Annotated in this window: 12 protein-coding genes; 4 read left to right on the top strand and 8 right to left on the bottom strand. The window is 71.4% G+C overall.

Annotated features, from left to right (window positions below):
- Nucleotides 1-450 precede the first annotated feature (450 nt).
- From ABXS86_RS13270 to ABXS86_RS13240, 7 genes are all read right to left on the bottom strand, one after another.
- Nucleotides 451-1,440: an ABC transporter substrate-binding protein gene (locus ABXS86_RS13270; RefSeq protein ID WP_353664786.1), complete on the bottom strand. Its 990-nt coding sequence runs from the start codon at nt 1,438-1,440 to the stop codon at nt 451-453.
- 43 nt (nt 1,441-1,483) lie between these two features.
- Complete coding sequence (locus tag ABXS86_RS13265) at nt 1,484-2,566, bottom strand: ABC transporter permease (protein ID WP_144832108.1); 1,083 nt, start codon at nt 2,564-2,566, stop codon at nt 1,484-1,486.
- Nucleotides 2,563-3,342, bottom strand: a complete 780-nt coding sequence (locus tag ABXS86_RS13260; protein WP_251508588.1) for an ATP-binding cassette domain-containing protein — start codon at nt 3,340-3,342, stop codon at nt 2,563-2,565. The genes ABXS86_RS13265 and ABXS86_RS13260 overlap by 4 nt, the downstream gene beginning before the upstream one ends.
- Nucleotides 3,343-3,344: 2 nt before the next feature.
- Nucleotides 3,345-4,796, bottom strand: a complete 1,452-nt coding sequence (locus tag ABXS86_RS13255; RefSeq protein ID WP_353664785.1) for an FGGY-family carbohydrate kinase — start codon at nt 4,794-4,796, stop codon at nt 3,345-3,347.
- On the bottom strand, nt 4,793-5,830 hold the full coding sequence (locus ABXS86_RS13250) for a class I mannose-6-phosphate isomerase (protein ID WP_353664784.1): 1,038 nt from the start codon (nt 5,828-5,830) through the stop codon (nt 4,793-4,795). Before ABXS86_RS13250 ends, ABXS86_RS13255 begins: the two co-directional genes overlap by 4 nt.
- On the bottom strand, nt 5,827-6,903 hold the full coding sequence (locus ABXS86_RS13245; RefSeq protein ID WP_353664783.1) for a LacI family DNA-binding transcriptional regulator: 1,077 nt from the start codon (nt 6,901-6,903) through the stop codon (nt 5,827-5,829). Before ABXS86_RS13245 ends, ABXS86_RS13250 begins: the two co-directional genes overlap by 4 nt.
- Nucleotides 6,904-6,989: 86 nt before the next feature.
- On the bottom strand, nt 6,990-7,988 hold the full coding sequence (locus ABXS86_RS13240) for an aldose 1-epimerase family protein (protein WP_353664782.1): 999 nt from the start codon (nt 7,986-7,988) through the stop codon (nt 6,990-6,992).
- Nucleotides 7,989-8,116: 128 nt separating this feature from the next.
- On the opposite strand from ABXS86_RS13240, the gene ABXS86_RS13235 reads away from it, so the two are divergent.
- The 4 genes from ABXS86_RS13235 (at nt 8,117) to ABXS86_RS13220 (ending at nt 12,526) form a co-directional block, all read left to right on the top strand.
- Nucleotides 8,117-8,971 (top strand): class I fructose-bisphosphate aldolase, encoded by an 855-nt coding sequence (locus ABXS86_RS13235; protein WP_353664781.1) that lies wholly within the window; start codon nt 8,117-8,119, stop codon nt 8,969-8,971.
- Nucleotides 8,968-10,122: a Gfo/Idh/MocA family protein gene (locus ABXS86_RS13230; RefSeq protein WP_144832089.1), complete on the top strand. Its 1,155-nt coding sequence runs from the start codon at nt 8,968-8,970 to the stop codon at nt 10,120-10,122. The genes ABXS86_RS13235 and ABXS86_RS13230 overlap by 4 nt, the downstream gene beginning before the upstream one ends.
- Before the next feature lie 113 nt (nt 10,123-10,235).
- Entirely contained in the window at nt 10,236-11,231 is a 996-nt protein-coding gene (locus ABXS86_RS13225; RefSeq protein WP_307213895.1) for a LacI family DNA-binding transcriptional regulator, read from the top strand.
- A gap of 137 nt (nt 11,232-11,368) precedes the next feature.
- Nucleotides 11,369-12,526, top strand: coding sequence for a nucleotidyltransferase family protein (locus tag ABXS86_RS13220; protein ID WP_307213897.1), 1,158 nt, complete (start codon nt 11,369-11,371; stop codon nt 12,524-12,526).
- Nucleotides 12,527-12,544: 18 nt separating this feature from the next.
- Here the strand turns inward: ABXS86_RS13220 and ABXS86_RS13215 are convergent, their stop codons facing one another.
- The gene (locus ABXS86_RS13215) at nt 12,545-13,885 is read right to left on the bottom strand and encodes an O-antigen ligase family protein (RefSeq protein WP_353664780.1); all 1,341 of its coding nucleotides are present in this window, start codon (nt 13,883-13,885) and stop codon (nt 12,545-12,547) included.
- Between the last annotated feature and the right edge of the window lie 18 nt (nt 13,886-13,903).

Raw genomic sequence — 13,903 nt, 5'->3', positions numbered from 1 at the left:
TCTCTCTTGTCGGGGCGGGATGTTGCGCGAGCCCGGTGGCTGAGCCTGTCGAAGCCCCCGGGCGGGAGGGAGCGGGGTGTTACGCGAGCCCGGTGGCTGAGCCTGTCGAAGCCCCCGGGCGGGAGGGGGGGGTGTTGCGCGAGCCCGGTGGCTGCGGGCGAGTGGTCCCGGTCCCTTCGACAAGCTCAGGGACCTTGCGTTGCGCGAGCCCCCGGGCTCAGGGACCTTGCGTTGCGCGAGCCCGGTGGCTGAGCCTGTCGAAGCCCCCGGGCGGGAGGGGGCAGGTGGTCCCGGCCCTTCGACAGGCTCAGGGACCTTGCGTTGCGCGAGCCTCCGGGCTCAGGGACCTTGCGTTGCGCGAGCCCGGTGGCTGAGCCTGTCGAAGCCCCGGGCGGGAGGGGCGGATGCCGGGACCCCGCGCAACGGCGAGTTCCCGGCATCCGGTGTCGATCAGCAGGACGACTTGTACACCGCGTCCTTGCCGTCGGTGTCGATGTTGTCCTTCGTCAGGATCGTGAAGCCGGTCTGGATCTTGGCTTCGGTGGGCTCGCCCTTGAGGGCGGCGATGGCCTGCTGCACGCCGTCCTGGCCGATGGTGGCGGGCTCCTGTGCGACGAGGGCCTGCACGGTGCCGGCTTCGAGGGCCTTGACCTGGGCGGGGCCCGCGTCGAAGCCGACGATCGTGACCTGACCCTGCTTGCCGGCCTGCTGCACACCCGTGGCGGAACCCTCGGCGGCGAACAGGTTGGCGGCGAAGATACCCACGATGTCGGGGTCCTTCTGCAGAGCCGCGGTGACGATCTCGGCGGCGGTGGAGGGCTCGTTGTGCGAGTACTGCACGCCCACGGAGCTGAACTTGCTGTCCTTAGCGACGGCGTCTTCGAAGCCCTGGGCACGCGCGTCGGTCGTCGACACACCCGGGTCGGTCGAGACGACGAGCACCTTGCCGCCGTTGGGGTTGGCCTTCTGGATCGCCTCGAACGCGGCTGCGCCGCCGCCTTCGTTGTCGGACGAGATCTGCGAGACCGCACCCGACGGGTCTTCGAGGGTCGTGTCGACCAGCACCACCTTGATGCCGGCGGCCTCGGCCGCCGCGATCGGCGCCTGCATGGCCGACACATCGGTGGGGGCGATCAGCAGCGCGTCGGGCTTGGAGGCGACGACGGCGTCGACGATGGGCTTCTGCAGGGTCGGGTCGAACTTCTCGGGACCCTGCGTGGTGACGGTGGCGCCCTCTTTTTCTGCCTCAGCCTGGATGCCGCACTGCATGGAGATGTAGAACTCATCTCCGGCGACACCCTGCACGAACGCGATCTTGTAGCCGCCGTCGGATCCGCCGGACGCACCGCCGGAGGCCGATCCGCCGGAACATCCGGCGAGCACGAGGGTGGCTGCGGCGCCGAGGGTGGCGAACGCGAGAACCTTCTTGTTCCACTGCATTGTGATTGCCTGTTCTCTCTTGGTGGGTGTCGGATGCCGGGCCTCAGCCGCGGCGTCCTCCGCTGACGAACTTCCGCCAGAGGCTCTGGGTGTTGCCGCGGGTCGCGGCGGTGCGGCGCACCTGGTCGACGTAGACGGCGGTGATCAGCACCGCGCCGACGGCGACCTGCTGCCAGAAGGGCTGCACGCCGGTGATGACGAAGCCGTTCTGCAGGACGGCCGGGATGAAGAGGCCGACCACGGTTCCGAAGATCGTGCCGACCCCGCCGAAGAGCGAGGTACCGCCGATGACCACGGCCGCGATCACGTTCAGGTTGGTCTGCGACTGCCCCGCGATCGCGGTGGTCGAGAACTGCGAGAGGGCCAGGATGCCGGCGAGTCCGGCGAGCGCTCCCGACAGCGTGTAGACCGAGATGAGGTGACGGTCGACCTTGACGCCGACACGGCGGGCGGCGAGCTCGCTGGAACCGACGGCGTAGGTGTAGAGGCCGAACTTGGTGAAGTGCAGCACGATCGCGCCGATCACGACCACGACGAGCGCGATGACGCTGATGATCGGCAGCGACCCGAAGACGTTGCCGTAGCCGATGGAGACGGTCAGCACGGTGGGCACGTCGCGGATGTCGACGCCGCCGGTGAGGATCTGCGCGAGCCCCAGGGCCATGCCGAGCGAGCCCAGCGTGACGATGAGCGGCGGGATCTTCGCCTTGGCGATGAGGAAGCCGTTGAGCAGGCCCCAGCACACGCCGCTCAGGATCGACACGATGATGCCGACGGTCGCCACTCCCCAGCCTTCGCCGCCGAGGGCGCGCATCGTCAGGGCCGAGACGACGCCCGAGAACACCAGCACCGAACCGACCGAGAGGTCGATGCCCGAGGTGATGATGATGTAGGTCATGCCGACGCCCAGGACCGCGAGGATCGAGGCGTTCTGGATGATGAGGCGGAAGTTCGACCACTGCGCGAACGAGTCCGGCGCCAGCGCGCTGAAGATCAGCACGATGACGATGAGGATGATGAGGATCTGGAAGGCCTGCGCCTTGAGCAGCCCCAGGAAGAAGTTGGGCTTGGTGTCCTCGAACGTGCCGATGGCGACGGTCTCGGTGGGAGGGGTCTTTGTGCTCATTTGGAGTCGTCCTTCGTGACGGCGCCGGTCATGAGCCCGACGAGTTCTTCCATGGAGGTGTTCTTCGCGTCGACGTTGGCGACGCGGGTGCCCAGGCGCAGCACCTGGATGCGGTCGCAGACCTCCATCACGTGCGGCATGGAGTGCGAGATGAGCACGACGGCGATGCCCTTGTCGCGCACGCGGCGGATCGTCTCGAGCACGTTCTTCGTCTGACGCACGCCGAGGGCGGCGGTCGGCTCGTCGAGGAACACGAGGCGTCCGGCCCAGTGCACGGCGCGGGCGATCGCGATGGCCTGGCGCTGACCGCCCGACATCTCGCCCACCGGCGACGACAGCGATCGCACCGTCGCGCCGAGCTCGTCGAACGCGGCCCGCGAGGCGACGGCCATCTCCTTGGTCTTCATGAAGCCCAGCGCGCCGGCGAGACCGGGGCGGCGGATCTCGCGACCGAGGTACATGTTCTGCACCGGGTCGAGGTGCGGCGCCAGCGCGAGGTCCTGGTAGACCGTCTCGATGCCGAGGCCCGACGCGACCTGGGGGTTCGACATCTCGATGGGCTTGCCGTCGAAGAGGATCTCGCCCTCGTCGACCGCGAGATTGCCCGAGAGGGCTTTGACGAGCGTCGACTTGCCGGCGCCGTTGTCGCCGATCAGGGCCGTCACTTCTCCGGGGTAGACCTCGAAGTCGACGTTGTGGAGGGCGCGGACGGATCCGAACTGACGTGACAGGCCACGGGCCTGCAGCACCGGGACGGTCGTGCTGACTGACGACATCGTCAGCTCCTTTCAGGGGTGGGGGTGAGAGAGGCGAGCACGGCGGGGCGGTGCTCCGCCGGGTCGAGCGATGACGAGAGGAAGGTGTTCGCGACGTCCGCGAAGGATCCGGATGCCGTGGCCCCGGCGGAGCGCGCGGCGAAGGCGGCGAAGAGCGCGGCGCCGTAGGCCGTGCCCTCGTCGTGCGTCGAGACGGTGACCTCGGGCAGCAGCGCGGAGCGCGAGCGGACCACCGACGCCATCGACGACCAGCCGCCGGTCAGCACCGTGGAGGTGGGAGGTGCGACCTCGCGATCCATCACCGCCATCAGCTCGGCCAGCATGTCGTTGCCATGGCGCAGGCTCGCCGCGAACAGGTCGGCGGGGCTCAGCCCGTCGCTCTGCGCGACGATCTTCAGCACGCCGTCGTCGTTGCGCGCTCCCGATACGGCGAGACCGGCATCCGAGACGGTGCCGAGCACGGGCAGCGCCATCGCCTCGTCGTCGATGCGGGCGCGCCCCACGGCATCCGTGATGCCGAGCAGCTGCAGCACGCGCCGCATGAGCAGGCCCGACTTCGTGCCCGCCAGCAGCACGTACTTGCCGGGGATGACGTGGCGCACGCAGTTGATGCCGGCGTGGGCGAGGCGCTCGCGCGCGTCGAAGGGCAGGGTGTCGTCGAGCACGCGCACGAGCGCCTCGGCGGTGCCCATCGAGTCGTAGAGCTGGCCGGTGTGCGTGGCGCCGGCGGCGACCGCCGACACGAGGTGGTCGTGACCGGCGACGGTCAGGGCCGCACCACGGAAGCCCGCGGGCATGTCGGGATCGGTGAGGGTGCCGACCGGTTCTCCCGCGCTGACGAGGGTGCCGAGGATGCTCTCGTCGACGCCGAGCACGTCGAGCGCCGCCTGCCAGGGGGTGCTGTCGTCCTGGTCGATCAGCCCGGTGCGCGAGACGAGCGAGTACTCCGCGACGCGGGGGCCGCCGAGCGCGTGCACGACGAACTCGGGGACGTTCAGGAACGTGGCGCCCGCGAGCGAGATGCCCTCCTCGCGCAGATGCAGCAGTTTGGCGATGGATGCCAGCGGTCCGACCGGCAGTCCGGTGCGGCCGCGGAACTCGGCGCGGAAGGACTCGGGGGTCGACATGATCTGCGCCGCCCCGCGCGGGTCGAACCACGCCATGATCGGCGCGAGTGCGGTGCCCGCCGCATCCAGCAGCACCCCCGCCTCGGCCATGCCCGAGACTCCGAGCGCGGCGACGCGGTAGCCCTCGTCGAGGCGCGCGTCGGCCTCGGCGGCCAGGTCGCGCACGACGGCGATCGCCTCGGCCGCGGTCATCTCGGCCCGACCGTGGTCGAGGTTGGTCCACGGCGAGCGGCGGCTGACGACGAGCACCTGGCGCCCCTCGGGGGTGGCGACCAGCAGCTTGGTGCTGGTCGAGCCCATGTCGATGCCGACGACGTACTCGCTCATCGCACGTCACCGCCGCGGAGGGTTCCGGGCCAGCCGGCGCCGGGGGCGGCGACGAGGATCTCGGCCCCGCCCGTGAGGCGCCAGGCGCCGAAGGCGTGCGGCACGGCGTAGGCCTGTCCGCGCTCGACGTCGACGCGGCCGGCGTCCGACACCAGGGCGCCCGCGCCCTCGCGCACCAGCACGACCGAGAAGCCCGCCGCGTGCGCCACCGTGTCGCCCGCGGCGTCGAAGAGGCGGAAGTAGGGGTCGGCGGCATCCGGCAGCAGAGAACGGAAGGCGGGTCCCGCCGGCGTCGTGCCGGAGGTGCCGACCAGGGCGTCGAGGGCCTCGGCGTCGAGCTTCTCGGTCGAGACGGCGGGCATGACGGCGTCGAAGCCGAGGTCGAGGTGCGACTCCTCGCGCGTCGAGGTCGTCACCGACCACTCCAGCAGGATCGAGAAGTCGGTGGGCTCCTGCACCTCGGCGACGAAGATGCCCCCGTCGATGGCGTGCACGGTGCCGGCGGGCACGAGCACCCCCATGCCGGGGCGCACGACGACGCGGTTCATGTGGGCGAGCATCCACTCGCTGTCCTGGGCGTCGCGGCGGCGGTCGAGCTCGTCGCGGTCGACGCTCTCGTTCCATCCGACGTACACGGCGCAGTCGTCCTCGGTCTCGAGCACGTACCAGGCCTCGGTCTTGCCGTAGGGGCAGTCCAGGTGCGACGAGGCGAATCCGCGGTCGGGGTGAACGTGCACGGGGAGGCGCTGCCGGGCGTCGAGGAGTTTGACCAGGATGCCGAGGTCTGCGGCATCCCGTCCGCTGCGCGCTCCCGCCCAGGCGGCGCGATCGGCGGTCACGAGGTCGCGCAGGAACTCTCCGCCGTCGGTGACGGCCAGGCCGATCTCGTCGGAGCCGAAGCGCGAGACGGTGGAGCCGAGCCACTCCTCGGGCTGACGGTCGGTCTCGGGCACGATGCCGCGGAGGGCGGCGATGCGGTCGCCCCCGCGGTAGAAGTGCTGCACGGGATTGGGGGGCAGCAGGACGGGCTTCATCGCGTCGCTCCGATCGGGTCGAGGGGGAAGGAGGGGGCGACCTCACCCGATCCACGCGGGACCAGACGGGTGGGGACGACGGTTCGGGTGGGCTCCGCGTCGGGGTGCACCGCGAGTTCGCGCAGGCGACGGAAGGCCGCGGCGCCCATGAGACGCGGGTCGTGGTCGACGTAGGTGATCCCGGGTTCGAGCACCTCGGCGAGGGTGAAGTCGCCGAACGAGACGAGCGCCGGCATCCGCAGGCCGCGGGCGCGGATCGCCTGCACCGTGCCGATCGCAGCGAGGCTGGTGGCGCACAGCAGGGCGGTGGGCGGATCGGCACGTTCGAGCAGCCGTGAGGCCTCGGCCGCCTCGCCCGCCTGGAAGCGCTCGTGCGTGACGACGAGCGAGGGGTCGAACGGCACGCCCGCGGCCTCGAGGGCCGAGCGGTAGCCGGCGAGACGGTCGCTGACCGTGGGGTACGGCACGTCTTCGCCCATGAAGGCCACGCGGCGGTGTCCGTGCGAGAGGAGTGCCGCGGTCGCCTCGGCAGCGGCGCCGAAGTCGTCGATGACGACCGCGTCGATGCCCGAGCGCGAGCGGTCGACGGTGACGACGGGGAAGCGGGTGCGCAGCCCCGCGAGGGTGGCCGCCCCCACCGCGACGGGGGCGACGACGAGGCCGGCCAGGCGGTGGCCGGTCAGGCGTTCGAGCTGCGTGTGCTCGCGGGCCGCGTCGTAGCCGGTGCTGGCGAAGATGACGCTGAGCCCCTCGGCGACCGCGAGCTCTTCGACCACGCTGACGAAGGCGGCGAAGAACGGGTCGCTGATCGCGTCAATGAGGATGCCGATGGTGTCGGCCGCCTGGCGCTTGAGCTCGCGGGCGCTGCGATCGGGCACGAAGCCGAGGTCGCGCACGGTCCGCATGACTTTGTCGCGGGTGACGGGGAGGACCCCGGTCTCGGCGTTGATGACGCGGGAGACCGTCTTCGGGCTCACCCCTGCGGCGATCGCGACGTCGATGAGGCGGGCGCGCGGACGGGCCGGCGCGGCCTCGGCGACCGCTGCGGCGGCCACCAGTTCATCGTGCGTCATCGCATCCTCGACATCGTTGTCATTTCGGGGCGGATCCCTCGGGCGGGCTCCAATGGAGTCATCCTGGGGCTCCTCGGACAACGTTGTCAAGTCTCGGATCGGTCACGGATGACATCGATGTCGAGACCGAGCTCCCACGACGCGCCGGGGGCGAGAGCCCGCAGCAGCCCCGCCTCGCGCGCCGCGCCGCGGCCGTGGATCGTCGCCGCCGTCGCCGGCTCGACGCCCAGGACGAGACCGTCGTCCTGCGCCACTCGCCACTGGAACATCGCCGGCAGCACCGCCGTGTCGAAGGAGATCCGGATGCCGAGCCCCGACGCCGCGACCACCTCGGCACTCACGCGACGATCGCTCGGCAACTCGTGGCGGAACACCTGTTCGGGGTAGTCCGCGACGGGTGCCGGGAACTCCGCCCAGCCCTCGATGCCCGCCTCGGCGGCCGCATCGCGGGGCACCACGCGCTCCGCGGGAGAGCGCAGCACGGTGCCCGCATCGACCAGCGGCCAGCCGAGGTTCACGTGGTAGAGCACCATCGGCTCCACCGCGCGCGACCCACGGTTCACGATCTCGTCGCGCAGTTCGATCCTTCCCTCGCCCAGCGGCACGCGCAGGCGCCGCCGCAGCTCCAGGTGCGCACCGAGCACGGTGGCCTCGGTCACGGTCGCCTCGATCACCACGGCATCCGCCTGCACCTCCGCCCGGGTTACGGATGCCGACAGGCCGCTGTACCGCCCGTGCTGCGGATGCTCCCCCTCGGCGTCGGCCGACGGCGGGCCGAACGACAGCAGACCGCACGTGGTCACGAGTCCCCCGCCGAACGCCGCCCCGAAGCCCGCCGTCCCCGGCCGCGGCCACCCGGTCGGCGACATCCAGGCCAGCGGCATACCGCGGTGGCGCACCTGCCCGAGGTCGAGCCCGCGGTCGGGCAGCAGCTCGATGTCGAGGTCACCCGCGATCACGCGCAGACGCCGGGTTCCGGCATCCGGTCCGTCGCTGCGCACCGAGGCCTCCACCGCCGCGATCTGCGCCGTAGAGCCCGCGCGCCCGAGCGCTTCGCCGATCGATCGTCCGTACAGCTCACCCATGAGCCCCGCCTTCCTCGCCGTTGCGACGCTCACGCTATCAATGTTTGACAACGTTGTCTTGCAAACCTCATACTGACCGTCGAGCGCAGAGCCGCGCCCCGACACGACGCTTCGGAGACCCACACCCCATGTCGAAACCCCGCCTCAATCGCCTCTTCAACGCCCGATCCGGTCGCGCGTTCGACGTCGCCGTCGACCACGGCGCGTTCCACGAGTACAACTTCCTCACCGGCATCGAAGACATGGCGAAGACCGTCGCGACGCTCGTCGACGCCGGCCCCGACGCCGTGCAGCTCACCCTCGGCCAGGCCCCGCTCCTACAGGCGTTCCCCGGCAAGCAGAAGCCCGGGCTCGTGCTGCGCACCGACATCGCCAACGTCTACGGCGACCCGCTCGAGATGCCGCTGCACAGCATCCACGTTCCGGATGCCATCGAGGTCGCCGTGCGTCTCGACGCGGTGGCCGTGTGCGTCAACCTCCTCGACCTCCCCGGCGAACCGCAGGTGCGCGAGCAGTGCATCCGCTCGATCCTGGCGCTGCGCACCGACTCCGAGAAGTACGGGATGCCGCTCATGATCGAGCCGCTCGTCATGCAGACCAAGCCCGGCTCGGGCGGGTACGGGGTCGACGGCGACACCGCCAAGGTCATCACCCTCGTGCGCCAGGCGCGCGAGCTCGGCGCCGACCTCATCAAGGCCGACCCCACCGACGACATCACCGAGTACCACCGGGTCATCCAGGCCGCGGGCGACACTCCGCTGCTGGTCCGGGGCGGCGGGCGCGTCGACGACCGCACGCTGCTCGAGCGCACCCAGGCCGTCCTCGAGCAGGGCGCGCGCGGCATCGTCTACGGACGCAACGTCATCCAGCACCACGACCCCGCCGGCATCACCGCCGCCCTCATGGCCGTCGTGCACGACGACGCCTCGGTCGACGACGCCCTCGCCCTCATCGGCGCCCCCGCGGACGGAGACCGCGCATGACCGGCAAGAAGATCGGCGTCGGCATCATCGGCGGTGGCCTCATGGGCCGCGAGATCGCGGCGGCGCTGCGACGCTGGCCCGCCCTCATCGACCACCCCGCCGAGCCCGAGCTGGTCGCCGTCTGCGACATCAACCCGGCGGCGCTGGAGTTCTTCGAGCGCATCGACACGGTGCAGCTGACCACGACCGACCACCACGAGCTGCTGGCCGACCCCCGCGTCGACGTCGTCTACATCGCGGTGCGCCACGACCTGCACGAGCGTCTCTACGTCGACACCGTGCGCGCGGGCAAGGCGCTGCTGGCCGAGAAGCCGTTCGGCATCGACCGCGCCGCCGCCGACGCGGTCGTGGCCGCGATCGAGGAGAACCCGCAGTCGTTCGTACGCGTCTCGAGCGAGATGCCGTTCTTCCCCGGCGCCCAGTGGGCCGTCGACTACGTGCGCGCAGGTGGCCTCGGCCGCATCGTCGAGGCGAAGTGCACCTTCCTGCACTCCAGCGACATCGACGTGAACAAGCCCCTCAACTGGAAGCGGCAGAAGCAGTTCTGCGGTGACGCGGGCGTTCTCAACGACCTCGGCATGCACACGTGGCACGTGCCGCTGCGCCTGGGATGGGCGCCCGAGAAGGTCGTCGGCATCCTGCAGGACATCGTCACCGAGCGCCCCGGCCCCGACGGATCGCCGCAGCCCTGCGACACCTGGGACAACGCCGTGATCCACTCGTGGTCGCGCCACGAGGGCGCCCCCTTCCCCCTCACCACCGAGACCAAGCGCATCGCGCCGGGTCAGAAGAACACGTGGGAGTTCGAGGCGATCGGCATGTCGGGCGGGGTGCGCTTCAGCACCAAGAACCCGAAGAAGGTCGAGGTGTTCGCCTTCGTCGACGTGCCCGGCGTGGGCCGCGAGCAGAGCTGGCAGAGCGTGGATGCCGGGAGCCAGTCCGTCTGGCCCACGGTGACCGGCCCCAACTTCGAGTCGGGCTTCTCCGACGCCATCCTGCAGATGTGGGCGGCCTTCCTGGCCGAGTACCTGGGCGAACTGGGCGACGGCTTCGGCTGCGTGCGCCCCGAAGAGGCCGCGCTCACGCACCGCCTGTTCGCCGCCGCGATCGCCTCGCACGAGACGGGCGCGCTGGTCGCCCCCGAGGCCTGATCGCGCGACGTGAGGGCCCGGACGCGCCACCGGGCCCCACGTCACCGGTCGAAGACGGCCTCACTCCCTATGCTCGGAGGATGCCGTCGCTTCACGGCAGTCCGAGGAGACGCATGCGCAAGACCGGCCGGCCCACGATGATCGACGTCGCCGCCGACGCCGGCGTCAGCCTGAAGACGGTCTCGCGGGTCGTGAACGGGGAGTCGGGTGTCGACCCGGCCATGATCGAACGCGTGCGCGCGTCGGTCGCGCGACTCGGATACCACCGCAACTCCCTCGCCGCGAGCCTGCGCTCCGGCAACCGCGACACGATCGGCTTCATCGCCGCCGACCTGTCGAACACCTTCTACATGGCCGTCGCCGCGGCGGTCTCCCAGGTCGCCACCCGCGAGCGCATGCACGTGGTGATGGCGTCGAGCGAAGAAGACGCCGACCTCGAGCGCACCCTTGCCCTCGACATGTGCCAACGCCAGGTGGGCGGCCTCATCGTGGTCCCCACCGCGGCCGACCACTCCTATCTCGCCCGTGAGGTCGAGCTCGGCACGCCGGTGGTCTTCCTCGACCGCCCCGGCAGCGGCATCCCCGCCGACGCGATCCTGCTCGACAACCGAGGCGGGGCGCGCGACGCCGTCGCCGAACTGCTCGAGGCGGGTCACCGCCGCATCGCCGTGCTGCTCGACGCGCCCTCCATCTACACGATGGCCGAGCGCCGTGAGGGCGTGCGCGACGCCTTCGCCGCAGCGGGGCGCGCGCTCGATCCCGCCCTCGTCGTCGAGGGGCTGCACACCCCCGCCGACGCGCGTGACGCGATGGAGCGCCTGCTCGACTCCGCCGACCCGCCCACCGCGGTGTTCTGCACCAACAACCGCCTCACCATCGGCGCGCTCGAGACGATCCTGCCGCGCGGTGCCGACGTCGCCATCGCCGGGTTCGACGACTTCGAACTGTCGCGGCTGTTGCCCCGCCGCATCCGCCTCGTCGATTACGACGTCGCCGATCTCGGCGCTCGCGCGACCGAGACCCTCCTCGCGCGGGGCGCCGACCCGGCTACCGGCTCGCACACGCATCTGATTCCCACGCGCCTGGTCGATCGCGGGGGCGTGCGCTGATCCGCGCCCCCTTCGAAGGGTGACCTGCGGGGTGAAGTAGACCGGGCCTCGCCCCGGGCGTCGCCCTCGCGTGCCGCACCGCGCCGCGTACCCCCGCAGACTGGGGGGCTCCCACCACCGACGCAGGAGCACGCACAATGGGCGATTCCCCTCCCCCCTCCGGGGTCTGGACGCCCGTGGCCCTCGGGGCGCTCGACGTACGCTCCGACGACACGGCGCCCGGTGGCCCCGAAGTGCTCCTCGCCCCGGTCGTCCCCGGCGACGCCTTCTGCCTGGTCGGCGACGGGGCGGCACTCTGGCGGCACCTCGTCGCGCAGGGCTCCGTGCGCCACGCCGACCTCTCCGCCGACGAACGCGAGCTCATCGCGCGCATGAGAGACCTGCACATCGTCGACCCCGACCCCCGCCACCCGTGGGCGGTCACCCACCTCCCCCGCCCCGCGCTGTCGTCGCCGACCCACGAACTCGTCTACGCCGTCACCGCGCGTGTCGCCGAGACGCACGGCATCCGGTGCGTGTTCATCAAGGGCCCGGCGCTGAAGAGTCAGGGGCTGCGCGAACGGGAGCACTCGGGCGACGTCGACGTGTGGTGCGACCCCGACCGCTGGGACGATCTCGCCGCGGCGCTGGAGCCCTGGGGATGGACGCGTGAACCCGACCCGTGGCGCGGAACACCCGTGCATCACACCGCCACGATGACCCCCGCCCGCTGGGGCTGCGAGATCGACGTGCACCGCCGCCTCCCCGGCCTGACGAGAGACGACCGCGACGCGTTCGCCGCCCTCATCGCCCGCACCTCCGCCGTCCGCTACGCCGGGGTGGAGGTGCGGGTGCCCGACGTCGCCGCCCACGCCGTGCTCGCCGCCGTCCACGCCGTGCGGCCCGAGATCGGTGCCGGCCCCCGCTCGGATCGCGCGTCCGCGCTCGCGACCACGATGCTCGCCGCCGCGCCGACCACCCTCGACAGCGCCGTCGCGCTCGGCGCGGTCGAGGTACTGCGCACCGAGATCGCCGCGGCGACGGGGACCGCACCTCCGCCGACCGACGGAACCCGGCCGAACGACTGGGAGTGGCGCGGTCGCCCCGACCGCCTCCGCGCCTACTGGACGGCCCTGCAGACCTTGCCGCCGCTGTTGCGCCTGCGCGTGGGGCTGCGCCTGATCTGGCCCGACGACGACGTCGCGCTCGCCTCCGAACGACGCGCCGGGCGCCCCGTCACCACGGCCGCGGCCGCGAGGCGGAGCCGCCTGACCCGCGGCGCGCGGGAGTGGCTCGCACGCTCGTCGCGCCGCTGAGCGCCGAACGAGCCCCCGTCAGCGGCGCATCGCGCGCAGGGCCGAACGCGACATCATCTCGCTCGGCGTCGACGCGATCACCTGGGCGAGCTGCGCGCGGTCGTCTCGCTCGATCCAGTGCCGGGCGGCCAGCACGAACAGCGGCAGCACCGTCGACGACGACAGCGGCCCCCACCCGAGCATCCCGAACGGCGTCTCGGTGACGCCGATCACGATCAGACCGAGCACGAACGCGACGCCCGCCGCCTGCTGACGTCGATCGGTGTCGCGCAGGCTCGAGACGAACGCCGTGACGATCACGGCGGCCCAGGCGGCCAAGGTGACGGCGCCGCCCATCACGAGCGTCGTCAGCACCAGGTTGTGGCCGTGGCTCGCGGCGCTCGAGAGCGCGTTCGATAGCATCGCGTAGTTGTCGGCGTACCAGTGGGCGCCGAGGCCGAAGAGCCAATGGCCGCCCAGCTCGTCGCGGTTGAACATCCAGATGGCCCCGCGGAACGTGTAGGCCTCGGGGTCGGTCTCGGTGAAGGGCACGCGCACGCAGGTGATGCACGCCGCGATGAGTCCCACCACGGCGGCGACGCGGAAGGCGGGCTGCGGCAGCACGCGCGACAGCGCGATGACGGCGAGCACGACCACGGCCCCGGCGAGCGCGGTGCGCGACGAGGTGAGCACCAGGGCCCACGCGATCACCCCGATCACCGGCCACCGCACCCACCACCGACGTGCGGTGAAGGCGAACGGCAGAGCGAGCGCGAGGAACATGCCGAACACGTTCGCGTTCGAGAAGATGCCCGAGAGCAGCGACGTTCCGGTGAGCGACTTCTCGAAGGTCTCGGAGCCGCCCGAGATGAACACCTTCGAGGGGTCGAGGTACGACAGGGCGATCGACGCCGCCGCCACCAGGGCGCCCAGGTATCCCAGGAAACCGAGATCCCTCGGTTTCACCCGCGCGATCACCAGCAAGGTGCCCACGGCGGAGGTGATGAGCAGGCCGAGCGTGGGCTCCCGCCCGTGCACGAGCTCGTTCGCCGCGAGCACCAGACCCGGCGCGACGACCAGCAACAGGCTCTCGCCCGTGACCTTAGAGAACAGCAGCATGAGCAGCAGCAGTCCCACCGCGAGGATCGGCACGGCGATGCTCAGCGCGTCGTCGAGCGCCACCACCAGCGGGTTCGAGGCGGTCTTGCCCTCTTTGTAGTGCTGGCGGTCGATGAGCGCCGTCTCGACGACGGCCGGCACGACCGAATACGCCCAGACGACGATGACCGCCGTCCAGCGCAGCGCCCGCGAGTTCACCCACCCCTTCTCGGGCCTGCCGGGGGCGCGACCGAGGGTCGCGGGGCTGGTTAGCGTGCTCACGGCCGACACAGTACAACT

Origin of the sequence: Microbacterium sp. che218 (assembly GCF_040436305.1) — a bacterium.
Classification (GTDB): domain Bacteria; phylum Actinomycetota; class Actinomycetes; order Actinomycetales; family Microbacteriaceae; genus Microbacterium; species Microbacterium algihabitans.
Note: the sequence above shows the minus strand (reverse complement) of the source record. Positions and strands in the feature narration are given on the sequence as shown.